Source organism: Cutibacterium nasicola (assembly GCF_052654715.2).
On the sequence record NZ_CP199745.2, the window covers coordinates 1,017,829 to 1,038,810 of the forward strand.

Consider the following 20,982-nt stretch of genomic DNA (forward strand, 5'->3'; position numbering starts at 1 on the left):
ATGCGCGAGTACATCCTGGTGATGCTGACATCAGGTCTGACGACCTATTTGTTGTCGAGCCTGTGTCGGCAGGCTGCTCTGAGATGGGGGGCTGTTGCCAAGGTGCGCTCGAGAGACGTCCACACCAGGCCTGTTCCCTACTTCGGAGGGGTGGCCATGCTCGGTGGAGTGGCATTGGCATGCTTGTTGGCGCGAAACATGCCTTTCTTGGGGCGTCACCTCCTGGTGGCTGATGATGCCCTGACGATTTGCGTCGCGGGGGCCGTCATCTGCGCCGTGGGTGTCCTTGACGACCTGCTTGACCTACCTGCTCTGGCGAAGGCTGCAGGGCAGGTGTTGGCGGCCGGAATCGTCGTCACAGGTGGAGTCCGGATGTTCTGGATTCCGCTGCCCAACTCAATCATTGCCCTGGGGACGCCAACGTCGATCCTCGTCACGGTCTTCTTCATCGTGTTGTGTGCAAATGCGGTGAACTTCATCGATGGCCTGGACGGGTTGGCCTCTGGTGTCGTCGCCATTGGGTCTCTCGCCTTCTTCTTCTACACCTACCTGCTGGCCCACGAGCAGGATTTCGTGGTGGCGACGACGACGAGCCTCATCACCGCTGCGAGTGCGGGAGCCTGTATGGGATTCCTGCCGCACAACTGGCACCCCGCGAAGATGTTCATGGGGGATTCGGGATCCCTGTTGCTGGGTTTGCTTCTCGCCACGTCCACGATCTCTTTGACCGGGCAGATCGACTCCACAGCCCTTACGGCCCACGGTGGTGGGTTGGTTCCCGCCTACCTGCCGATCATCGTCCCGCTCATGGTGCTCGCGATTCCCTTCCTCGACCTCGTCATGGGGTACGTCAGGCGAACGTGGCGAGGAACCTGGTTCTTCGTCGCCGACAAGCAGCACCTTCACCACCGTCTTCTGCAGCGAGGGCACTCCCACATTCGAGCCGTGTTGCTGATGTACCTGTGGACCACTGTGTTGACCTTCGGAACGGTGTTCATCGGCTTGGAGAGAACCTGGTGGGCGGTAGCCATCGTCATCGCGGGGCTGATCATGTGCGTGCTCCTGACGATGGAAAACTCGCGGCATCCATCTGCCGAAACCTGAGACTTCGACGCCATCACGCGTCATGTGTTACGTTTCTCACCGAGGGCGACCTCACCAGGCCAATCACTCGACTCACAGCGTCGCGTTGCCGAGTTCTGATGGTTTGACTCACCACTTTTGGATTCATTGGTCATGACCACGGGGAGGGATGACGAGATGACACGTCTCGCCATGGGTCATGCTCGCGTTGACCGTCGTGCGTCGGCGACATCTCGTGTCGTGTCTCGTGTGTACCGTAGTGGGCTGCTGTGGGCTACAGTGACCGGCCTGCTCGTGACCTCAGTGACGACCGTCATCGTTCGACCCCGCGTACCGTCAGCCTGTAGTGGTCTGGCTGGCACCGTCGTGGCTGTGGCATTTCTTGCGTGCGGCCGTGGTGTTCATCTGCTCAATCGGAGCGGTTCCTGGCTTCTCGGCGTTGGACTCTTCGTCATCCAGATCAGTGTTCTGGGCGGCCTTGGGGTTCTGGTATCCGAGCACCACACTGGGCTTGTCCCGCTTCCATGCGCATCAGCAATAGTCGGGTCCGCACTGGCCTGGACCGTCGGCGCGGCCCTAGCTAGTTCGCAGCCACAGCGGATTTATGAAGATCCTGAAGATCCCAATCCGACCGATGCCGAGTGTCGTCACGACGATGGCAGCCTTCGATGAGTACTAGTGGGGTCATGGCTGCTAAAGTCACCATAGACATGAGTACGAACTCAATGACGCGAACGAGTACCAGCTCCGCGCCGTCCAGTGACGGCGACGCCTGGGGGGTCTTGAGCTATGTCCTCGCGGGCATGCTCTTCTATGGTGGTATCGGCTGGCTACTGTCAAGCCACTTCCATCAAGTGTGGATTTTTGTCGTCGGCATGATCGGTGGCTTTGCGGCGAGCGTCTATCTCATTGTCAAGCGCTACGGGATCGTGCCCGACCAGAACAACGACCGGGAGGGTCAGTGAACGGGATCGTGTCTCCCCTGGAATTTCACACTCCAGGGCTTGAGGACTTCATGTTCGACGGGACCTTCGGGGTGGCTTGGATGGACAAGCCGTTCTGGCAGGCGATCATCGCCTTCATCGTCGTCATCGCCTTCTGGGTATGGATGAGCCGCGGGCTCAAGGTCGTTCCCGGTAAGCGTCAGGTTTTCGGCGAGTACTGCTACAACTTCATCCGCAACGCGCTGGTGCGCGACACCATCGGTCATGGGTTCGAGCCCTGGTTGCCGTACTTGGTAGCGCTGTTCAGCTTCATCCTCATCAACAACTGGTTCGGCGAGCTCTTCGTCTTCATGTTCCCGACCTTCTCCCACGTCGGGTACGTCTACGGTCTCGCGATCGTCTCGTGGTTCGTCTACGTCATCGCCGGCTTCAAGACCAAGGGCATCCGTTACCTCAAGGACTCGATGCTTCCTCCAGGCGTCCCGTGGTACCTGTGGTGGCTCATCATCCCGCTCGAGTTCCTGTCAAACTTCATCACCCGTCCGCTGACCTTGTCGTTGCGACTGTTCGCCAACATGTTCGCCGGCCACCTCATCATCATGATCTTCGTCGTCGGCGGCGGATTCCTTCTCACCTATCCCTCCAGCGTCATGTACAACATCGCTGGTGGTTTCTCCCTGATCCTCAGTTTCGCGCTCTTCGCGCTGGAACTGTTCGTGGGCTTCCTGCAGGCCTACGTGTTCACCGTGCTGTCGGCACAGTATGTGGCATCCTCGATATCCGAGGAACACTGACGGCACGCTGCCTCTAGGACCTCGTCGTCAAACAGACCGGCGACGAAGACAACGCCCCACAGGGGCACAATTCGGAAGGAAACACCATGGTACCCATGCTCATCGGTGGCTCGCTCAACGTGCTCGGCTATGGCCTGGCCACCCTCGGCCCGGCCCTCGGCGTGGCGTGGATCTTCGCTGCCGTCATCAATGGCACCGCTCGTCAGCCGGAGGCCCGATCGGCTATGTGGACGCCGGCAATCCTCGGCTTCGCTGTGGTTGAGGCCCTGGCGCTGTTCGGCTTCGTTCTTGCCTTCGTCGTTAAGTGAGCCCGGACGTATGAACATCCTCGAGATGGATCTCGGGCCGCTTGCTCCTGAGGATCCCATCGAGATCATCGTCGGAGTCATCCTTGTCCTGCTCCTCACGTGGCTCATCGCCAAGGCGGTTGTTCCCCGTTTCGAGGAGCTTTACGAGGAGCGCACCGAGACGATTCAAGGTGGAATTGAGAGGGCCGAGAAAGCTCAAGCTGAGGCGAAGGCGGCTCTGGAGAAGTACCAGGCTCAGCTGGCCAACGCGCGCGGTGAGGCCGCCCAGATACGTGACGACGCCAAGAACCAGGGCGCGCAGATCGTTGAGGAGATGCGTGCCCAGGCCCAGGCCGAGGCCAGTCGCATCACTGAGCGCGCCAACGCCCAGATTCAGGCGGAACGCGATCAGGCTGTGCGCGACGTACGTGCCGAGATCGGTGGCCTTGCGACCACTCTGGCCAGTCGGATCGTAGGGGAGTCCTTACAAGACGACCAGCGCGTCCAGGCGACCGTCGACCGCTTCCTGTCCTCGCTGGCCGAGGAGCCCTCGGCTTCTGACTCGCGGACGGTGAATCGGGTATGACGACGGCGGTGAGCGCATCACAGCACCTAGACGAGGTTGGCGATCGGCGTGGTACAGGTACCGATTTCGCTACTGAGATTTTCGCGGTTGTCGACGTTCTGAATCGTGAGTCCGGCTTACGACGCGCAGTGTCAGACACTGGTTCTGAGGCCAAGGCGCGTCAGGGACTCGTGGACGCGGTCTTCGCGTCGAAGGTCTCTCCTGACTGCAAGGAACTTCTGGACGCGACCACCACGTGCACGTGGCGGTCACCAGCAGCCTTGACGCGCGCCCTGGAGCGTCAGGGTGTTCGTGCCGTGCTGCGCGGAGCCCGACAGGCTGACCGTCTTGAGGCGGTTGCCGACGAGTTGTTCCACATCAGTCGGCTGGTGCGCGGACAGGCTTCACTTCAGGTGGCGATCGGTGATCCGAACCGTTCGGTGGAGGATCGCCAGAAGCTGTTGACGACGCTGATAGGCGACCGAGTCAGCGCGGACACCCTCGCTCTGGCTCGCCGCGCGGTGGTGTCATCCGACAGCACTTTCGAGCAGGTCGTCGACGGCTATCTGCACATTGCCGCCGAAATGGCCGAACGGAGGCGTGCCATCGTGACGACTGCCAGTGCGCTGACTGCCGCACAGCGTGCCGAGATGGTGAAGCAACTGGAACGGATCACCGGCAGCCCGATCGAGCTGTCCGAGGTCGTCGACCCGGCGGTGCTTGGTGGTGCGCTCATCGACCTCGGCACCGAGGTCATCGACTCGACGGTGGCCCACCGTCTGGACAAAGCCCGACGAGAACTGGGCTGACACACGTGACCCCCACCTCGAGTGCGGGACAGGGGAGCTTACAAGGAGACGCAATGGCGGAACTGACGATACGTCCGGAGGAGATCCGCGACGCCCTGGACAACTTCGTCCAGAACTACGAGCCGGAGACGGCGGCCCGTGAGGAGGTCGGCACTGTCGTCACCTCCGGTGACGGTATCGCCCACGTCGAGGGTCTTCCCTCGGTCATGGCCAACGAGTTGCTGCGCTTCGAGAACGGGACGATGGGCATTGCCCTCAATCTGGAAGAGCGGCAGATTGGTGTGGTCGTGCTTGGCGACTCCGACGGCATTGATGAGGGATCGACCGTTCATGGCACTGGCGAGGTGTTGTCGGTGCCGGTTGGTGAGGGTTACCTCGGTCGCGTCGTCGACGCGATGGGCAACCCCGTGGACGGCCTCGGCGAGATCAAGGATGTTGAAGGTCGCCGTGCCCTCGAGATTCAGGCTGCTGGTGTCATGGATCGCCAGGAGGTCCGTGAGCCGTTGCAGACCGGTCTCAAAGCCATCGACTCGATGATCCCGATCGGTCGTGGTCAGCGGCAGCTCATCATTGGCGACCGCAAGACCGGTAAGACCGCCATCGCGATGGACACCATCATCAACCAGAAGGCCAACTGGGAGTCCGGCGACCCCAAGAAGCAGGTCCGCTGCATCTACGTGGCCGTCGGCCAGAAGGGCTCGACGGTTGCCGAGGTCAAGGGCGCCCTCGAGAAGGCCGGTGCGATGGAGTACACCACCATTGTTCACGCTCCTGCGTCCGACCCCGCCGGCTTCAAGTACATTGCTCCGTACGCCGGATCGGCCATCGGACAGCACTGGATGTACCAGGGCAAGCACGTCCTCATCGTGTTCGATGACCTGACCAAGCAGGCCGAGGCCTACCGAGCAATGTCGCTGCTGCTGCGTCGTCCGCCGGGCCGCGAAGCCTACCCCGGTGACGTTTTCTACCTCCATTCCCGTCTACTGGAGCGTTGTGCGAAGCTCTCCGACGAGCTGGGTGGGGGTTCGATGACCGGTCTTCCAATCATCGAGACCAAGGCCAACGACGTGTCGGCCTTCATCCCGACGAACGTCATCTCCATCACCGATGGTCAGATCTTCCTGCAGTCCGATCTGTTCAACGCCAACCAACGTCCGGCTGTCGACGTCGGTATCTCGGTGTCCCGTGTCGGTGGGGCGGCCCAAATCAAGGCCATGAAGTCGGTGTCCGGCACGCTCAAGATCTCCTTGGCCCAGTACCGGGACATGGAAGCCTTCGCAATGTTCGCCTCCGACCTGGACGAGACCTCTCGTCGTCAGCTGGATCGTGGCGCCCGCTTGATGGAGCTCCTGAAGCAGGGACAGTTCTCCCCTTACCCGGTCGAGGAGCAGACCATCAGCGTGTGGGGCGGGACCACCGGCAGGTTCGACGACGTCCCCGTTGATGACGTGCTGCGTTTCGAGGGCGATGTGCTCGAGTACCTGCGCAGCCACGGAAACGTGCTGACCACGATCCGTGAGACCGGCAAGTTCGACGACGACGCCCAGAAGGAGGCTGCGGTCGCCTTCGACGTGGTCAAGCAGGGATTCAAGACCTCTGACGGCAAGGTGTTGGCTGGTCATGAGGAGTTCGATCCGATGTCCGCCGAGGACATCGATCAGATCAAGATCGTTCGCGCGAAGAAGGGCTGAGTCGTGGCCTCAAACCTTCGGGAACTGCGGGAACGGCGGAACTCGGTCGCGACGACGAAGAAGATCACTCGCGCGATGGAGCTCATTGCCTCCTCCCGGATCGTCAAGGCACAGAACATCGTCAAGGCGGCGAGTCCGTACTCCTTGGAGCTGACGCGAGCCCTGTCGGCGGTTGCCTCTCGCACTCACGAGGAGCATCCGCTCACCTCCGTCAATCCGGATCCGAAGCGTTCGGCCGTGCTGTTGATCACCTCCGATCGTGGCCTTGCCGGAGCATATTCCTCAAACGTGATCAAGTCGGCTGAGCAGTTGCACGCTGCTCTCAGACCGAGGCAGGAGGTTGTCACCTATCTGTGTGGTCGCAAGGGAGTGCAGTACTTCGAGTTCCGTGGCCGCAAAGTCGAGCACGTGTGGGGTGGTTTCTCCGACTCGCCTACCTACAAGCAGGCCCGGGACATCGCGGACACGCTGATCGAGGAGTTCCTCCGTCCGACCGAGGATGGTGGGGTTGACGAGATTCACGTCGTGTACACCCATTTCGCCTCGATGCTGACGCAGATGCCGAAGGTCGTGAGGTTGTTGCCGCTGGCCGTCGTCGACCCGGAGGCGACGCCGGAGGGAGAACTCGAGGCTGGTGATCCTGGAGTCGGTACATCTGATGAGGAGATCTTCCACGAGTACCGCTTCGAACCGGATCCGGTCAGCGTTCTGGATCAATTGCTGCCCTTGTACGTCGCGAACCGTATCCATTACGCCCTGCTGCAATCGGCTGCCTCGGAGCTGGCAAGCCGGCAGCGCGCCATGAAAGCGGCCACCGACAACGCCGAGCAGTTGATCCAGTCGCTGAGTCGGCAGGCCAACCAGGCTCGTCAGGCTGCCATTACCCAGGAAATCACCGAGATCGTGGGTGGCGCCGCTGCCCTTGCAGAGTCCGCCCCACAGGAGTGAGAGAGAACATCATGACTGCGACAGCTATGTCCCCCGAGATGAAGGACGAGGTTGCAAGTGTCGGCCGCGTCGTCCGCGTTATCGGCCCCGTCGTTGACGTCGAGTTTCCGGCTGGACGGATGCCGGAGATCCTCAACGCCCTTCACGTCGACACCGAGGTGATGGGGGAGACCCATACCATCACCCTCGAAGTGGCCCTGCACATCGGCGAGAACGTTGTGCGTGCCATCTCCCTCAAGCCGACTGATGGTCTGCGCCGAGGCACCGAGGTCCGTGACACGGGTGCTCCGATCAGTGTGCCGGTGGGCGATGTCACCAAGGGCCACGTGTGGAACGTGACCGGTGACGTCCTCAACGTCGATCCCTCGACCATCGAGGTCACCGAGCGCTGGCCGATCCATCGTGATCCGCCCGGATTCGATGACCTGGAACCTGAGACCGAGATGCTGCAAACCGGCATCAAGGTTCTCGACCTGCTCACCCCGTACGTCAAGGGCGGCAAGATCGGCCTCTTCGGCGGCGCTGGCGTTGGCAAGACGGTTCTGATTCAGGAGATGATTTACCGCATTGCTCACAACTTCGGCGGTACCTCGGTGTTCGCCGGTGTCGGGGAGCGTACCCGTGAGGGCAATGACCTCATCAATGAGATGGACGAGGCCGGAGTGCTGAAGGACACCGCCCTTGTCTTCGGCCAGATGGACGAGCCCCCGGGCACCCGTCTTCGCATTGCCCTGACCGGCCTGACAATGGCTGAGTACTTCCGCGATGTCCAGAATCAGGACGTGCTGCTGTTCATCGACAACATTTTCCGCTTCTCGCAGGCTGGTTCCGAGGTCTCGACCTTGCTCGGCCGCATGCCTTCGGCCGTGGGTTATCAGCCGAACCTGGCGGACGAGATGGGCCAGCTGCAGGAGCGAATCACGTCGACCCGAGGTCACTCGATCACCTCGATGCAGGCCGTCTACGTCCCTGCCGACGACTACACCGACCCAGCTCCGGCCACGACCTTTGCTCACCTGGATGCCACCACCGAGCTCTCCCGCGAGATTGCCTCTCGTGGTCTGTACCCGGCTGTGGACCCGCTGACGTCGACCTCTCGTATCCTCGACCCGCTGTACGTGGGCCAGGAGCATTACGACACTGCGACCCAGGTGAAGCAGATATTGCAGCGCAACAAGGAGCTTCAGGACATCATCGCCATCCTCGGTGTTGACGAGCTGAGCGAGGAGGACAAGGTCACCGTCGCTCGTGCCCGTCGCATCCAGCAATTCCTGTCGCAAAGTACCTACACGGGTGAGAAGTTCACTGGTGTCCCTGGCTCGACCGTCTCCATGGCCGACACCATTGAGGGATTCCAGATGATCTGCCGCGGTGACGTGGATCACGTCCCGGAGCAGGCTTTCTTCAACGTTGGCAACATGGACATGGTGATGGAGAACTGGGACAAGAAGAAGAGGGAGGGCTGAGTCCCCATGGGTCACCCGACGCTTCAAGTCAAGGTCGTCTGTGCTGACGGCGAGGTCTGGAAGGGGGAGTCGATCAACATCATCGTTCGGACCACCGAGGGTGATATTGGTCTCCTTCCCGGACACGAGGCCTTCCTCGCGGCCCTCGTACCCTGCGCGGCCCAGATCATCACTCCTGATGGAGCTCGTGAGGTCATCGCCTGCGACGGTGGCTTCGTGGCTCTCGACAATGACGGGCACGTGTCGATCATCACCCAGTACGCCACGAAGTCGGAGGAAATCTCGGTCGATCAGGCCCACCGTGACCTCGACGAACTGAGGAAAAAGATCAATACGGACGAGCGCACCGAGGAGGACTCCTTGGTCATCCAGGATCTGACCCATCGTCTTCACCTGGCCCAGGCTCAGCTTGCTGCTTCCCGCATCGCCGGGAAGAAGAACGTCTGACAAAGGCCGGGAAGGGGCTGTCGCGACTCATGGCAGCCCCTTCCCCGTATCGTCACCGGCGGTCAACCTTAGGGTGACCTTCATGGACTATCAATGATCTGATGACTAGCGTTGAAACGTGCGTGCTTCCATCGTTTTCATCGGGATGAGACCGATGTTGTCGACACTGGCGATGGATGCCGTCATCATCGGCCTCATTGTTTGTTGTGCCGTCATCTACATGATTTGGCTCCTCGTCAGGCACCGCGTCCTCATGCGTAGACGCGGTGCTTTTTTGTGTGGCTTGCGAGTCATAGGTGGGCCCAAACCCGGTGGATGGATGATTGGATCTGCCCGCTACGTCGACGGCGCCTTCGAGTGGTACCGGGCAATTGATCCACGTCACGTTCCCACCATTGTCCTGAGACGGGGCGGACTCGTCATGGTCGAGCATCGCCCACCGAGTGTGGATGACTCGTTGGCACTTGCCTCCGATGCCTACGAGACCGTCACCCTTGAGACGGGGCGCAAAGGCAAGTATTCGGTGTGCCAGATCGTCGTTGACCCTGGCGTGGTGACTGGCCTCATGTCGTGGCTCGAGGCGGCTCCCCCTGGTGGCGTCGAATACGCCACCAGGGGTCACCTCCTCTGATCATTCCTTGTGAGCCGCCGAGTTGCGTTCGCCGCCCGGAACCCACAACACCTCGTCGGAAGAATCCTCGCCAGCCTTGTTGGCTGTCCGCGACAGGATGAAGAGCAGGTCGGACAAGCGATTGAGGTACGTGATCGCCAGTTCGTTGACGCCTCCCGGAGTCGTCTCGGGATCGTCCGAAACCTCAGTTCCGTATGCTTCCGCAGCGCGCCATGCCGCTCGCTCCGCGGTACGAATGGCAGTTCGGCACACGTGCAACTGCGCACCGACAGGGTTTCCGCCGGGCAGGATGAACGACTTCAGAGTCGGAAGATCGGCACCGAACTCGTCACACCAACGCTCAAGCCGATCAACGCTTCCCGCATCGGTGCGTAGCGGCTCCCACTTCGGGTTTGCGGTAAGGGGGTTGGCCAGATCAGCGCCGACGTCAAACAGCTCGTTCTGGACGATGCCGAGGGCTTCGCGCACCTCATCGGTGAGGACGTGGACCATTGAGTCCAGGGCAACAGCCAGACCGATGTTCGCGTTGGCCTCATCAATGAGACCGTACGCTTCGACGCGCAAATCTGACTTCGCTGCCACGGAGTTGTCGACCAGACGAGTCGAGCCGTGGTCGCCAGTACGGGTGTAAATCTTGGAGAGAATGACCATGTTCCCAGCCTACGAGCATTCTTCATGCGCGGAAGGCGGTCATGGTGCGTGGTTGTCCACATCGCCAGCTATCCTTACGCGATGGATCGAGGTCTCTTCTTCAGTGTCGATCAGGCCGCTGAACTGGCGATGGCGTGCGGCAGGGTGCAGCGTCATGCCAAGAGAATGGCTGGTGTGCCAGGGGCATCTGTGACGTGGCGGGTGCTGCGCACCATCGAAAGCGAAGGCCCCTTGCCGATGGGCGCTCTCACTCGGATCGAGGGGACCAAGCCCGCCACCACGACTGACCTCATCAATCGCCTCGTCGACGAGGGGTATGTCACGCGGACTGTCAAACCCAGCGATGCTCGCACGAAGGTGGTCGCCATCACGGACCAGGGACGCCACTACTGCCGCGAGTCCGAGAGGAAGGTTGGCGAAGGATTGGTTGGCGCCCTCAACGAGATGTCCGTTGAGGAGAGGCGGATCCTGTTGGCCGCACTTCCGACGCTGTCCCACCTGGTCACCGTACTCAGGTACACCCACCACGACGGTGAGGCTGTGTCATCCGAGGGCCAGACCGCGAAGCGTGTGGACGGCGTCGCCGAGCATCTGTCGCGTGAGGCGTCCGGTGTTCGTGTTCTGCCGACTGACGTGGTAACACCCGACGATGTGGACTGTGGTGCCATCTGTCCTCGTGATCTCGGCTCGAGCCCCGTGACCGAAGCGGGGAGCGGGACGGGGGACCTGCCACCCGAGCCTGCGGGCAGCACCCAGAGTTGACGTCCAGGCAATCTGGCCAAGACACATCATGGCGCGCAGGGTGGCCAACGCAGAGAGTTCTCGGTCGAACCAGATCGCACAGGTGCGTTTCTCGTCGGGATTCGGCCAATTGTCTGGGGGCGCGCAGTGCACCGGGGCAATGATGCGACAGTCGTTGAGGCTCAGACCATCAGCGGCGTCGACGCTGTCCGCCTGAGAAGCGATACCGGCGTCATGCAAGGCACGGTACAGCCACTCTCCAGACTGGTCTCCGGTGAACATCCGACCAGTCCGATTCGCCCCGTTGGCCGCGGGAGCCAAGCCGATGACGGCCATTCGGGCCGTCGGATCCCCGAATGAGGGCACGGGCCGTCCCCAGTAGGGCTCGTCGCGCCATTGAGCGCGCTTGCTGATCGCTTTGCCCTCCCGCCACTCGATGAGTCGAGGACATGCCCGGCACACTGAAATTGCGGCGTCAAGGTTGGCAAGTTCATCGCACTGGGCAGCGATCCTCGCAACGGCATCAGCGTTGGTGGCAACTGGTGTTCGTGCTGTTGCCAGATCGCCTGGCCAGCCGGTTCCAGGAATGACAGGGGATGTGAACAGGTTGCCTGTGCGTGGATGGGGGAGAGCAGTCATGGTCACTTCTCAATGATTCGGTCGTGTTCAGTCGGGTCTCGGTCGAAGTGTTTCATGTGGTGGCGGCTCATGACAGTGACGACGAGGACGACCGCAACCAAGGAGTCGGTCACGATGAAAGCGATGGTCGCAAGGAGGTTGAGTAGATGGAACCCTGCCTCATGAAGGTTGGTAGTCGGGCGTCTGGCTCGACGAAAGTGCCGATGATCCAACCAACGGCCCGACACACAGTGCCACACCATGACGCCGCGGGAATGGAATGTCCTCTCTTCACGACCATCGGTGGCGTCGTCGTGTCGCTCGTGGGTCCTCATCAGTAAAGTGTCGCGTCACATGCTAGGGGACATAGACGTGGCGATGACCTCATGATGAAATACTCCGGAAACCGGAGTACTCTGAGATCATGTGACTCCCGGACGCACCCTGCCCGAACCCTTCACTCCGTCCGAGGCCGAATCCGCGGCCGACCTGGTTCTCGCCTGCGGTCGATTACAACGCCTGGCCAAGCGACGTGCTGGCATTCCGCCGTCCTCAGTGACGTGGCGGGTCCTGCACACCCTCGAGGTGATGGGGAACATCAGTACTGGGACCCTCAGCCGTGTGGAAGGCACCAGACCAACCACCACGACGGACATCGTCGAGAGGCTCGAGCGTGACGGATTGGTGACCCGACGGCGTGACCCCAACGACGCCCGCAGCAGGTTGATCGAGATCACCGACGAAGGCCACGACTACTGTCGCCGTTGCGAAGTGTCAGTGGGGAAGTCGGTCGTGCCCGCCCTCAAGGAAATGACCGACGAAGAGCGCTCCATCCTGAGTCACGCGCTTCCAGTTCTGCGGAAGGCGGTCCAGGTGCTGGCTGCCGACGAGAGGACGACAAAGAAGTGACGAGTAAGGAACCCATCAGACCGGCCGTGTGGGCGGTCACCATTGCGGCGGCCTTCTCCTACATGGGGGTGGGCGTGGTTGACCCCATCCTCCCGGAGATTTCGTCGGCCCTGCACGCCAGCCCGGGGCAGACCGAGCTGCTGTTCAGCACCTATCTCTTCGTGTCTGCCGCGTCGATGTTCTTCGCCTCATGGGTGGCCACTCGCATTGGCCGCAAGAAGACCCTCCTCGTCGGACTCATCGTCATCGTGACCTTTGCGACAGCATGTGCATTGTCTGGTCACGTCAACCTCATCATCGGGTTCCGCGGCGGTTGGGGAGTGGGGAACGCCCTCTTCGTCTCAACCGCCTTGGCGACCGTTCTTGGTGCTTCTTCCGATGCCCGTCGCGCCATCATGCTGTACGAGGGGGCTCTTGGAGCAGGGATGGCCCTGGGGCCACTCATCGGTGGCGCTTTGGGGTCTATGTCATGGCGAGGCCCTTTCATCGGCACTGCTGTTCTCATGGCGATCGGTCTCGTCGCCATCGCGTTCTTCGTCCCACCAACCCCGATCCACAAGTCCCAGCGCCGGTCTGCCGCCGAGCCGTTCAAGGCTCTCGTCGATCCGCGGGTCGCGATTCTCATGCTGGCTGCCCTGGTCTACAACTACGGCTACTTCACCTTGCTTGCCTACGCGCCGTTCCCGCTGGCCGAGGCGTCCATTCGAGCTGGTGGTCAATTCACCCCACTCGATCTGGGACTGGTCTTCTTTGGTTGGGGGCTCATGGTCTCATTGGGGTCGGTATGGCTCGGGCCGCGTTCCTGCGAGCACCTCGGTATCCGTCGCACAGTTGTCGTCACTCTGGTCCTGTTCACCATTGACGAGATCCTGCTGGCGACGTGGATCTCGCCCATTCCTCAGGTGATCGGGGTCATCATTGGTGGTCTGTTCATTGGCATCGTCAACACTGCCATGACCGAAATCGTGATGTCTGCAAGCACCATTCAGCGCGAGGTCGCGTCGTCGGCCTACTCCGGGGTTCGCTTCCTTGGCGGCGCATGCGCTCCCACCCTTGCGGGTGCGCTGAGCTCCTTGTGGGGAGTTGGTGGACCGTACTACGTCGGAGCCGGCACCCTCGTTCTCACAATCGTCTTGTTGTGGATTGACGGTCAGCACCGCATGCGGATGACGGCACACAGCGTGGCATTGAAGTGACGTCGATTCCCGTGAAGTCTTGAGTAGCCCACATCAGACTGGTGCGAACCCTCAATCGGGTGGAGAGGGGGAGCTCAGCCGCTCCTTGATGTCATCGGGGAATACAGGCTTTGCGTCACGCTGTGGACACATTCGGCAACAGCTATTCTGGGAATATCAGACTGGGCACATGAAAGCGAGGGGAGTGACATGGTCAAGGAGCTGGAAGTCATTCCTGGTTTCGTCATTCCCGAGTCACAGTTGCATGAGAGGTTTTCCCACAGTTCTGGGCCAGGTGGACAGGGCGTCAACACCAGCGACTCTCGGGTGGAGCTCCTGTTTGACGTGGGTCACTCTGACGCCGTGCCGGAACACTTGCGGTCGATTGTGCTCACATCACTGTCGAAGCGCCTTGTCAATGGTGTGTTGACGGTAACCGTTCAGAATGAGCGGGCTCAGCTCGCGAATCGCCGGTTGGCTCGGGCCCGGTTGGCCACTGTGCTTGAGGAAGCGTGCATCCAACCCCGCCGACGTCGTCCCACCAAGAGAACCAAAGGATCACAACGACGCCGTCTTGACGCGAAGAAACGGCGTGGAGAGGTCAAAAGGAATCGGCAACGTCCAACGTGGTAATCGCGATGATCAGTCATGTTTCTCGCGGGAACTGGCTGGGGAGCGTTACCCACTGGCGTAGTGACATAATGATCCTTATCGGACATACGGGGATGGTCATGTGCGACTGCCCTGTGAGAATTGCATCACGGCTATCTTGGTCTGCTTCGACCGACACGATGCAGCCAGGACCACTGTCCTGGACATCTCCACGATCGCACGCACCCCGTCACCAGGGGGGAAACTGGCTTGGAGTCCTTTGTTCTGGGGGCTCAACGCAGAGTGTCGAGCCCCCATCCATCACTGTTGACCCACCGTCATCACCTGGGCTGGACGGTCCACTCCGGCGGGGTGTCCTTGCCGGACTCCTCGTCCGCCTCGGCGTCGGCAGCGGTCTCATGGATGATTCCCTTGGCGTGGTGACTCGGCGCGTACACCGCGTAGACCTGCATCGGCTCGTCGCCGGTGTTGACGATGTCGTGCCACGTGCCGGCCGGCACCTGCACGGCCCAGCCGTCGCTGACGTCCTGCACGACGGTGGCCTCATCCTGGTTCTCGTTGGGGCCCAGGATGCACTTGCCCGTGCCGCCGTCCAGACGCAGGAACTGATCGGTCTCGGGGTGCACCTCCCAACCAATGGACTCCCCCACCGGGATCGACATGAGCGTCACCTGCAGGTACTTGCCGGTCCACGCCGTCGTTCGGTAGTTGGTGTTCTCCTCGGTGGCTGTCTCGATGTCGAAGACGTTGGGTTCGGGTCCGTTGTCCACAATCTTCACGATGAACTCCATCCTTCGTTGTCAGGCTCACTGTCAGCGTTCGATCGCTTGCGCAATCGTCAACTTCCTACTTTGGCACAACCACAACGTGCCGCCACGTATTCCCCTGTCCATGATCGTCACGCCGGTACGGCTGAGGGGCCACGCCAGTATCGTGCCGAAATACCTCCGTCGATGACGAACGGGATACATTGTTGGGGTGCATTGTGACAGTCAAGGGCCTGTGACGACGTGGTGAGTGACTATGTGGTCGCGCGATCCTTCAACGTTCTCTACATCTGGATCGACGTCATACTGTTGCTGGCCTTCCTCTGCATACTGGCGTGGACGCGGCGTCGTGCTGCGCTCGTCGTTGGCCTGCTTGGTGGCCTGCTCTACTTCGTCGTCGACTACGGCTTCTTCCACATGTTGCTTGGAACCCGGAGCGTGGTCGGGATGGGTGTCCTGTCACTGGAGTTCTGGCTGTCCTTCAGCTACGGCATCACGAACATGGCATGGATGTGGCTCTGGTTCGACGAACCGGACAACCGCTGGGAGTGGTCGATCCTCTTCCCCGCAGGGTGGCTCACCAGCGCTCTGGTCAGCCAAGGACTTGGCGACACCTTCCACAGCGTGGAGATCGCGCGTCATGTCGGCAGTTACCACGGCGCGATGGCTGCCTTCGCTCTCGTGGGATACGGATGGCTTGCGCTGCACAACCTGCGCCACCAGGACGAGCGCTATTCGATTCGCTCGGCATTGACGATCGGTATCGGTATTCAATTCACGTGGGAGGCGGTGCTGATGATCTCGGGCATCAGGCCGTTGTCCTGGCGTCCGCTTGTCGTCGATTCCCTCATCGAGACCAACCTCGGTGCCCCGTTCATGCTCCTCATTGTGCGGGCATGGCGGGTGCGTCATCCCCGGGAATTCTCGGATCCAGCCCCAGCTCACACTGGGCGGTCGGTGATCCGACAGGAATCCATCTGATCTGGTGGGGCGAGCCTGTCAGATGTTGATCATCTCACCGGTAATGCCCTCAACGGCCTCCTTGAGAGCCTCGGACAGCGACGGATGCGCGTGGATGTTGCGTCCGATCTCCTCGGCGGTGATGTCCCACAGCTGAGCCAAGGTCAGCTCAGGCAGCAGCTCGGAGACGTCGTGTCCTACCAGCGAGGCCCCCAGGAGCTCCCCGTGACGGGCGTCAGCAACGATCTTGACGAATCCGCTGCCATCTCCCAGTCCCCAGGCCTTGCCGTTGGCGGCGAACGGGAACTTGGAGACCTTGACCTCGTAGCCCTTCTCGCGGGCCTGGTCCTCGGAATATCCGAAGGAACCGATCTGCGGCTGACAGTAGGTGGCGCGCGGGATCATGTCGTAGTTGATCGGCATGGTTTCAGCCCCGGCGATGGTCTCAGCGGCGACGACGCCCTGGGTCTCGGCGGTGTGGGCCAGCATGAGCTTGGCGGTGCAGTCACCAATGGCGTAGATGCCGTCGACGTTGGTGCGCATGAAGTCGTCAATCCCGATGGCGCCACGCTCGGTGAGCGTGACCCCGGTCTTCTCCAGACCGTAGCCTTCGACACGCGGGGCAAATCCGACGGCCTGCAAGACGCGATCGGCCTCGATGACCTTGGAGTCGCCACCCTTCGAGGGCGAGACAGTGACCTTGACCTTGTCGCCGGAGTCGTCGATGGAGTCGACCTTGGTCGATGTCAGGAGCTTGATGCCGAGCTTCTTGTAGGCCCTGGTCAGCTCGGCCGAGACGTCCTTGTCCTCATTGGGAACCATGCGGTCGAGGAACTCCACGACGGTGACGTCACAGCCGTAGTTGGCCAGCACATAGGCGAACTCGGTGCCGATAGCGCCGGACCCGGCGATGACGATCGATCCCGGGACGTTGCCGGAGAGGATCTGCTCCTTGTAGGTGACGACGCGATCGGACAGTTGGGTGCCCGGCAGGGTCTTGACGACCGATCCTGCAGCGATGATCGCATTGTCGAAGGTGATCTCATCGGTGACATTGCCCTCAGAGTCCTTGACGGAGATGGCCTTGGGGCCGGTGAATTCTCCCCATCCGTTGAACTCTGTGACCTTGTTTTTCCTCATGAGGAAGTGGATGCCCTTGACCATGCGAGCGGAGACCTCACGAGACCGGCTGAAGGCCTTGCCGTAGTCGACGGTGATGTCGCCACCGATGCCGAAGGTCTTGGCCTCCTTGGTGACGATGTGCGCAAGTTCTGCGTTGCGCAGAAGAGACTTCGTGGGGATGCAACCAACGTTGAGGCAGACACCACCCCAGTATTCCTTCTCGATGATGGCAGTCTTCTTGCCGAGCTGAGCGGCACGAATGGCGGCAACGTAGCCACCGGGGCCAGCTCCGAGGACAACAACGTCGAAATGTGAGCTCATGGGTAACACTCTAGTGGGAAGGTCAGTGTGTGACGAAGATCTCACTGAAGAGATTTCGGACGGATCGCACAGCGCCCTTCTTCCCCACATCTGAACTCAGATCTGATATATCGTTGTCGGAAGACTTCTTCTCGTTGAAAGGATCTGCTGTGGATAACATCACCCCCGCTGCCGTTGGTCGCCTCATCCGCGACGCACGCAAGCAGCGTGGCATGACGCAGAACCAACTAGCGGAGCTTCTCAAGACCTCCCAGAGCGCCATCCACCGGGTTGAGTCAGGCACACAGAACCTGTCCCTGGAGTACATCAACCGCATAGCGGAGGCCCTTGAGTCCCCCATCATCACTCAGCCTGGTAGCGGCACGATGAACTACCGCATCGAAGGTGGCCACAAACTTGAGGGCTCCATCGAGGTACGTTCCTCCAAGAACGCTGCCGTCGCCCTGCTGTGTGGGTGCCTCATCAACCGTGGTCGCACTGTGTTGCGCGGGATCGCTCACATTGAGGAGGTCAATCGCATCCTCGAGGTGCTGACCTCCATCGGTGTCACCTACGAGTGGTCCGAGGACGAGCGCGACCTTACCCTCGTTCGTCCCGCTGAACTCAACCTTGACGACATGGACATCGAGGCTGCCCGTCGCACTCGAAGCGTCATCATGTTCCTCGGCCCGCTCATGCGGTTCTACGACTCCTTCAAGCTTCCCTATGCCGGTGGCTGCAATTTGGGCGCCCGCACCGTCGAGCCTCACTTGCAGGTCCTACGCGCCTTTGGTCTGGACGTCGTCGCGACCGAGGGCTTCTACCAGTGCCGCGTCACGGATCGCACGGTGAGGGAGCGTCACATCGTCCTGACCGAACGCGGCGACACCGTCACCGAGAATGCCCTGCTCGCTGCAGCCCAGACTCCGGGCGTGACGGTGCTGCGCAACGCCAGCCCCAATTACATGGTTCAGGACCTGTGCGTCTTCCTTTGTCAGCTCGGCGTCGAGATCGAGGGCATCGGGACGACGACCCTGCGCATCCGTGGCGTCGAGAACATTGACGTCGACGTCGAGTATGCCCCGTCCGAAGACCCGATCGAGGCCATGAGCCTCATCACGGCAGCTGTCGTCACCAAGTCCGAGTTGACGATCACCCGCTGCCCCATCGAATTCCTCGAGATCGAGTTGGCGATTCTCTCGGAGATGGGTCTGGACTTCGATCTCTCCCCCGAGTACGTCTCCCACAACGGATTCACCCGTCTGGTCGACGTCACTGTCCGCCCGAGCGAGTTGCGCGCGGTCGCGGACAAGATCCACCCGATGCCGTTCCCGGGCCTCAACATCGACAACTTGCCGTTCTTCGCCGTCATCGCCGCCGAGGCCAAGGGCCAGACTCTCATCCACGACTGGTGCTACGAGAACCGAGCCATCCATCTGCTCGACCTTGGCAAGCTCGGTGCCGACGTCCAGCTCCTCGATCCGCACCGACTCATCGTGCGCGGACCGACGCGCTGGCGTGGCCGAGAGCTCATCTGCCCGCCGGCCCTGCGCCCGGCCGTCTGCCTGCTGTTGGCTGCCCTGGCGGCCTCCGGCGAGACGACCCTGCGCGACGTCTACATGATCAACCGCGGTTACGAGGACCTGCCCACGCGACTTGGGGCGCTGGGAGCCAAGATCTCGGTCTTCCACGGCTGAGCGAAAGCGTCCTCCGGCCACCAGTTCAGCTCGTCACCGGGATGGTTCCAGGTGCGCTCGAGGACGGCATGGACGACGCCGGACGCTTTGCCGAGAGCGGACTGCCAGGACTCCCCTGCGGCGAGTTGCGCGGTCAGGACTGCCGTCGTGAGATCTCCTGCACCGTTGAAGTGACGATGGATGAGTGGGCCATGGGTCATCGCGGCCCACTCCCGCGCCACCGCAACCATGCCCAGCCCAGCACCGTCCTCATCCTGGTGCGGTACTGAGGTGACGACGACGAGCTGTGGTCCGGTCAGGCCACGAGCTGCCTGCACGATCTGGTCAATGGTGCGCGGCATCGTGTCGGTCAAGATGCCGAGCTCGGCCACATTGGGTACGAGGACGTCGGCACACTGGATCGCTTCTTTCATGAAAGCCACGGTGTCGTCGGGAACGTAGACCCTCACCTGGTCGCCATCCATGTCCCCCATGACGGGGTCGCACACCCACATGGCATTGGAGTGGCGTTCCCGACATTTCTTCACGGTCCGCAGGACGGCGGGACCGGTGAGAGCCGTGAGATAACCCGACAGCACTGCGTCAACATGCTTGAGTTCGCCGTTGGAATCGAGGGCGTCAACCATGCCGTTGATGTGCTGCGCCTCGATCGGGGCGCCGGCGACGCTCGAGCGACCGTTGTGGTTGGACAGCAGGGCAGTCGGCATCCCCCATGCTCGGATCCCCATGGCGCGCATCACCGGAACCGCGATGCTGTTTCCGACGGTGCCCTGAACGACCTGGGACTGCAATGACAAGACGGTGGGGCTCACACATGGACACTGTAGTGGCCAAGGCGATCATGGATCCGAACCAGCTCAGCGGCAGAATGGATAGCCGTGAGAGCCACTGAATACCCGTATTGCCAACGTCCCTTCACCGTTCTTGCTCATAGGGGCGGAGCCGGAATGGCAGTCAACACAGGGATCGAGAACACCCTGGCGGCCTTTGGACATGCGGTGGATCTGGGATGCACCCACCTCGAGACTGACGTCCACGCCACCAGAGACGGTGTGCTCGTGGCCTTTCATGACCCTGTTCTCGACCGAGTGACGGAGTCCAGCGGTGTCATTGCGAAGATGCCGTGGCACGAGGTCAAACAAGCCAGCGTCGGCGGCGAGCCCATCCCGACGCTTGATGAGATCCTCGACACGTTTGCGGAGTCCTTCATCAACATCGACATCAAGCACGACGCCGCCACCATGCCCCTCATCGACGTACTGTCCCGCCACCGTGCCTGGAATCGGGTCTGCGTCGGATCGTTCAGCAGCAAACGAATAAGAACATTCCGCCGGTTGGTGCGCGAACGCACGGCCACCGCAGTGGGACCGCTCGGGGTCGGTTGGGCCGTCATCGGACCGAACAGTCTCCAGATGGCCGAGTCCCGAGGTGAGGCGTACCAAGTTCCCCACCGTGTGACCCGTTACGGTGTTCCCCTAGTGACACCAACCTTCATTGCCGCTGCCCATCGCCTTGGTCGCGCGGTTCACGTCTGGACGGTCAACGAGGTGTCCGAGGCTCTAGAACTCATGGACATGGGAGTCGACGGGATCGTCACGGATCGTCCCGACCTCATGTGTGACTTCGCGCGTATTCACCAGCCCAAGGATGCTCCGACCCTCGTTCCGAGGTGAGTGACGACGAGCTGAATGCCTACTTGGTCACAGGTTGCTCCGCGACGTGAACACCCGTCCCGGAATCCGGTTCTGTTCCCGGGATTTGTGGC

24 protein-coding genes and 1 pseudogene are annotated in these 20,982 nt (G+C 61.3%); 19 read left to right on the forward strand and 6 right to left on the reverse strand.

The annotated features are described in order from the left end of the window. The 12 genes from ACUCCZ_RS04665 (at nucleotide 1) to ACUCCZ_RS04720 (ending at nucleotide 9,665) form a co-directional block, all read left to right on the forward strand. Nucleotides 1-1,104: an MraY family glycosyltransferase gene (locus tag ACUCCZ_RS04665; RefSeq protein WP_435916474.1), complete on the forward strand. Its 1,104-nt coding sequence runs from the start codon at nucleotides 1-3 to the stop codon at nucleotides 1,102-1,104. A 156-nt stretch (nucleotides 1,105-1,260) separates the two neighbouring features. Beyond that, nucleotides 1,261-1,755, forward strand: a complete 495-nt coding sequence (locus ACUCCZ_RS04670; protein ID WP_435916475.1) for a cyanate permease — start codon at nucleotides 1,261-1,263, stop codon at nucleotides 1,753-1,755. Between the two features lie 14 nt (nucleotides 1,756-1,769). After that, the gene (locus ACUCCZ_RS04675) at nucleotides 1,770-2,048 is read left to right on the forward strand and encodes an AtpZ/AtpI family protein (protein WP_435916476.1); all 279 of its coding nucleotides are present in this window, start codon (nucleotides 1,770-1,772) and stop codon (nucleotides 2,046-2,048) included. Then, nucleotides 2,045-2,821, forward strand: a complete 777-nt coding sequence (gene atpB / locus ACUCCZ_RS04680) for a F0F1 ATP synthase subunit A (RefSeq protein ID WP_435916477.1) — start codon at nucleotides 2,045-2,047, stop codon at nucleotides 2,819-2,821. Before ACUCCZ_RS04675 ends, atpB begins: the two co-directional genes overlap by 4 nt. A gap of 86 nt (nucleotides 2,822-2,907) precedes the next feature. Next, nucleotides 2,908-3,129 carry a F0F1 ATP synthase subunit C gene (locus ACUCCZ_RS04685; protein WP_435916478.1) on the forward strand — a complete coding sequence of 74 codons (222 nt, stop codon included), beginning with the start codon at nucleotides 2,908-2,910 and terminating at the stop codon, nucleotides 3,127-3,129. A gap of 10 nt (nucleotides 3,130-3,139) precedes the next feature. Beyond that, a complete protein-coding gene (locus ACUCCZ_RS04690; RefSeq protein ID WP_435916479.1) occupies nucleotides 3,140-3,694 on the forward strand; it encodes a F0F1 ATP synthase subunit B in 555 nt (184 codons plus the stop codon). Beyond that, complete coding sequence (locus tag ACUCCZ_RS04695) at nucleotides 3,691-4,482, forward strand: F0F1 ATP synthase subunit delta (protein WP_435916480.1); 792 nt, start codon at nucleotides 3,691-3,693, stop codon at nucleotides 4,480-4,482. The genes ACUCCZ_RS04690 and ACUCCZ_RS04695 overlap by 4 nt, the downstream gene beginning before the upstream one ends. A 53-nt stretch (nucleotides 4,483-4,535) precedes the next feature. Beyond that, complete coding sequence (atpA, locus tag ACUCCZ_RS04700) at nucleotides 4,536-6,173, forward strand: F0F1 ATP synthase subunit alpha (RefSeq protein ID WP_435916481.1); 1,638 nt, start codon at nucleotides 4,536-4,538, stop codon at nucleotides 6,171-6,173. A gap of 3 nt (nucleotides 6,174-6,176) precedes the next feature. Further along, a complete protein-coding gene (locus ACUCCZ_RS04705) occupies nucleotides 6,177-7,121 on the forward strand; it encodes a F0F1 ATP synthase subunit gamma (protein WP_435916482.1) in 945 nt (314 codons plus the stop codon). An 11-nt stretch (nucleotides 7,122-7,132) separates the two neighbouring features. Next, nucleotides 7,133-8,587 (forward strand): F0F1 ATP synthase subunit beta, encoded by a 1,455-nt coding sequence (gene atpD, locus ACUCCZ_RS04710; protein ID WP_435916483.1) that lies wholly within the window; start codon nucleotides 7,133-7,135, stop codon nucleotides 8,585-8,587. A 6-nt stretch (nucleotides 8,588-8,593) separates the two neighbouring features. Further along, a complete protein-coding gene (locus ACUCCZ_RS04715; RefSeq protein ID WP_435916484.1) occupies nucleotides 8,594-9,034 on the forward strand; it encodes a F0F1 ATP synthase subunit epsilon in 441 nt (146 codons plus the stop codon). 145 nt (nucleotides 9,035-9,179) lie between these two features. Next, nucleotides 9,180-9,665, forward strand: a complete 486-nt coding sequence (locus ACUCCZ_RS04720) for a DUF2550 domain-containing protein (protein WP_435916993.1) — start codon at nucleotides 9,180-9,182, stop codon at nucleotides 9,663-9,665. On the opposite strand, the gene ACUCCZ_RS04725 is transcribed toward ACUCCZ_RS04720, so the two are convergent. Continuing rightward, nucleotides 9,666-10,316, reverse strand: a complete 651-nt coding sequence (locus ACUCCZ_RS04725) for a cob(I)yrinic acid a,c-diamide adenosyltransferase (protein ID WP_435916485.1) — start codon at nucleotides 10,314-10,316, stop codon at nucleotides 9,666-9,668. It lies immediately after the preceding gene. A 165-nt stretch (nucleotides 10,317-10,481) separates the two neighbouring features. Between ACUCCZ_RS04725 and ACUCCZ_RS04730 the strand changes: the two are divergent. Continuing rightward, nucleotides 10,482-10,610 (forward strand): annotated as a pseudogene (locus ACUCCZ_RS04730) (MarR family winged helix-turn-helix transcriptional regulator); the annotation flags it as partial. 249 nt (nucleotides 10,611-10,859) lie between these two features. On the opposite strand, the gene ACUCCZ_RS04735 reads toward ACUCCZ_RS04730, so the two are convergent. Both ACUCCZ_RS04735 and ACUCCZ_RS04740 read right to left on the reverse strand, forming a co-directional pair. Further along, nucleotides 10,860-11,696, reverse strand: a complete 837-nt coding sequence (locus ACUCCZ_RS04735; RefSeq protein ID WP_435916486.1) for a uracil-DNA glycosylase — start codon at nucleotides 11,694-11,696, stop codon at nucleotides 10,860-10,862. Nucleotides 11,697-11,698: 2 nt separating this feature from the next. After that, nucleotides 11,699-12,010: a hypothetical protein gene (locus ACUCCZ_RS04740; RefSeq protein ID WP_435916487.1), complete on the reverse strand. Its 312-nt coding sequence runs from the start codon at nucleotides 12,008-12,010 to the stop codon at nucleotides 11,699-11,701. Between the two features lie 253 nt (nucleotides 12,011-12,263). Between ACUCCZ_RS04740 and ACUCCZ_RS04745 the strand changes: the two genes are divergently transcribed. From ACUCCZ_RS04745 to arfB, 3 genes are all read left to right on the forward strand, one after another. Next, complete coding sequence (locus tag ACUCCZ_RS04745) at nucleotides 12,264-12,584, forward strand: MarR family winged helix-turn-helix transcriptional regulator (RefSeq protein WP_435916994.1); 321 nt, start codon at nucleotides 12,264-12,266, stop codon at nucleotides 12,582-12,584. Nucleotides 12,585-12,646: 62 nt separating this feature from the next. Further along, nucleotides 12,647-13,780: an MFS transporter gene (locus ACUCCZ_RS04750; protein ID WP_462981558.1), complete on the forward strand. Its 1,134-nt coding sequence runs from the start codon at nucleotides 12,647-12,649 to the stop codon at nucleotides 13,778-13,780. Between the two features lie 189 nt (nucleotides 13,781-13,969). After that, a complete protein-coding gene (arfB, locus tag ACUCCZ_RS04755; protein WP_435916489.1) occupies nucleotides 13,970-14,392 on the forward strand; it encodes an alternative ribosome rescue aminoacyl-tRNA hydrolase ArfB in 423 nt (140 codons plus the stop codon). A gap of 299 nt (nucleotides 14,393-14,691) precedes the next feature. On the opposite strand, the gene ACUCCZ_RS04760 is transcribed toward arfB, so the two are convergent. After that, complete coding sequence (locus ACUCCZ_RS04760; RefSeq protein WP_435916490.1) at nucleotides 14,692-15,150, reverse strand: cupin domain-containing protein; 459 nt, start codon at nucleotides 15,148-15,150, stop codon at nucleotides 14,692-14,694. A gap of 231 nt (nucleotides 15,151-15,381) precedes the next feature. Here ACUCCZ_RS04760 and ACUCCZ_RS04765 point away from each other — a divergent pair, with 231 nt between their 5' ends. After that, the gene (locus ACUCCZ_RS04765; RefSeq protein ID WP_435916491.1) at nucleotides 15,382-16,119 is read left to right on the forward strand and encodes a hypothetical protein; all 738 of its coding nucleotides are present in this window, start codon (nucleotides 15,382-15,384) and stop codon (nucleotides 16,117-16,119) included. An 18-nt stretch (nucleotides 16,120-16,137) separates the two neighbouring features. On the opposite strand, the gene lpdA is transcribed toward ACUCCZ_RS04765, so the two are convergent. Continuing rightward, on the reverse strand, nucleotides 16,138-17,541 hold the full coding sequence (gene lpdA / locus ACUCCZ_RS04770; RefSeq protein WP_435916492.1) for a dihydrolipoyl dehydrogenase: 1,404 nt from the start codon (nucleotides 17,539-17,541) through the stop codon (nucleotides 16,138-16,140). A 149-nt stretch (nucleotides 17,542-17,690) separates the two neighbouring features. Here lpdA and ACUCCZ_RS04775 point away from each other — a divergent pair, with 149 nt between their 5' ends. Further along, nucleotides 17,691-19,217 (forward strand): helix-turn-helix domain-containing protein, encoded by a 1,527-nt coding sequence (locus ACUCCZ_RS04775; protein ID WP_435916493.1) that lies wholly within the window; start codon nucleotides 17,691-17,693, stop codon nucleotides 19,215-19,217. Here the strand turns inward: ACUCCZ_RS04775 and pdxY are convergent. Beyond that, nucleotides 19,154-20,029: a pyridoxal kinase gene (gene pdxY / locus ACUCCZ_RS04780; protein WP_435916494.1), complete on the reverse strand. Its 876-nt coding sequence runs from the start codon at nucleotides 20,027-20,029 to the stop codon at nucleotides 19,154-19,156. The genes ACUCCZ_RS04775 and pdxY overlap by 64 nt on opposite strands. A gap of 66 nt (nucleotides 20,030-20,095) precedes the next feature. On the opposite strand from pdxY, the gene ACUCCZ_RS04785 reads away from it, so the two are divergent. Beyond that, entirely contained in the window at nucleotides 20,096-20,890 is a 795-nt protein-coding gene (locus ACUCCZ_RS04785; protein WP_435916495.1) for a glycerophosphodiester phosphodiesterase, read from the forward strand. The last annotated feature ends 92 nt before the right edge of the window (nucleotides 20,891-20,982 follow it).

What these genes read in the sequence shown, in the direction of transcription:
- ACUCCZ_RS04725 (WP_435916485.1), bottom strand. Translation starts at nt 10,316, where the DNA reads ATGGTCATTCTCTCCAAGATTTACACCCGTACTGGCGACCACGGCTCG.
- ACUCCZ_RS04750 (WP_462981558.1), top strand. Translation starts at nt 12,647, where the DNA reads ATGGGGGTGGGCGTGGTTGACCCCATCCTCCCGGAGATTTCGTCGGCC.
- atpA (WP_435916481.1), top strand. Translation starts at nt 4,536, where the DNA reads ATGGCGGAACTGACGATACGTCCGGAGGAGATCCGCGACGCCCTGGAC.
- ACUCCZ_RS04685 (WP_435916478.1), top strand. Translation starts at nt 2,908, where the DNA reads ATGGTACCCATGCTCATCGGTGGCTCGCTCAACGTGCTCGGCTATGGC.
- ACUCCZ_RS04715 (WP_435916484.1), top strand. Translation starts at nt 8,594, where the DNA reads ATGGGTCACCCGACGCTTCAAGTCAAGGTCGTCTGTGCTGACGGCGAG.
- ACUCCZ_RS04695 (WP_435916480.1), top strand. Translation starts at nt 3,691, where the DNA reads ATGACGACGGCGGTGAGCGCATCACAGCACCTAGACGAGGTTGGCGAT.
- arfB (WP_435916489.1), top strand. Translation starts at nt 13,970, where the DNA reads ATGGTCAAGGAGCTGGAAGTCATTCCTGGTTTCGTCATTCCCGAGTCA.
- lpdA (WP_435916492.1), bottom strand. Translation starts at nt 17,541, where the DNA reads ATGAGCTCACATTTCGACGTTGTTGTCCTCGGAGCTGGCCCCGGTGGC.
- ACUCCZ_RS04735 (WP_435916486.1), bottom strand. Translation starts at nt 11,696, where the DNA reads ATGACTGCTCTCCCCCATCCACGCACAGGCAACCTGTTCACATCCCCT.
- ACUCCZ_RS04670 (WP_435916475.1), top strand. Translation starts at nt 1,261, where the DNA reads ATGACACGTCTCGCCATGGGTCATGCTCGCGTTGACCGTCGTGCGTCG.
- ACUCCZ_RS04675 (WP_435916476.1), top strand. Translation starts at nt 1,770, where the DNA reads ATGGCTGCTAAAGTCACCATAGACATGAGTACGAACTCAATGACGCGA.
- ACUCCZ_RS04745 (WP_435916994.1), top strand. Translation starts at nt 12,264, where the DNA reads ATGGGGAACATCAGTACTGGGACCCTCAGCCGTGTGGAAGGCACCAGA.
- ACUCCZ_RS04740 (WP_435916487.1), bottom strand. Translation starts at nt 12,010, where the DNA reads ATGAGGACCCACGAGCGACACGACGACGCCACCGATGGTCGTGAAGAG.
- atpD (WP_435916483.1), top strand. Translation starts at nt 7,133, where the DNA reads ATGACTGCGACAGCTATGTCCCCCGAGATGAAGGACGAGGTTGCAAGT.
- ACUCCZ_RS04690 (WP_435916479.1), top strand. Translation starts at nt 3,140, where the DNA reads ATGAACATCCTCGAGATGGATCTCGGGCCGCTTGCTCCTGAGGATCCC.
- ACUCCZ_RS04720 (WP_435916993.1), top strand. Translation starts at nt 9,180, where the DNA reads ATGAGACCGATGTTGTCGACACTGGCGATGGATGCCGTCATCATCGGC.
- ACUCCZ_RS04665 (WP_435916474.1), top strand. Translation starts at nt 1, where the DNA reads ATGCGCGAGTACATCCTGGTGATGCTGACATCAGGTCTGACGACCTAT.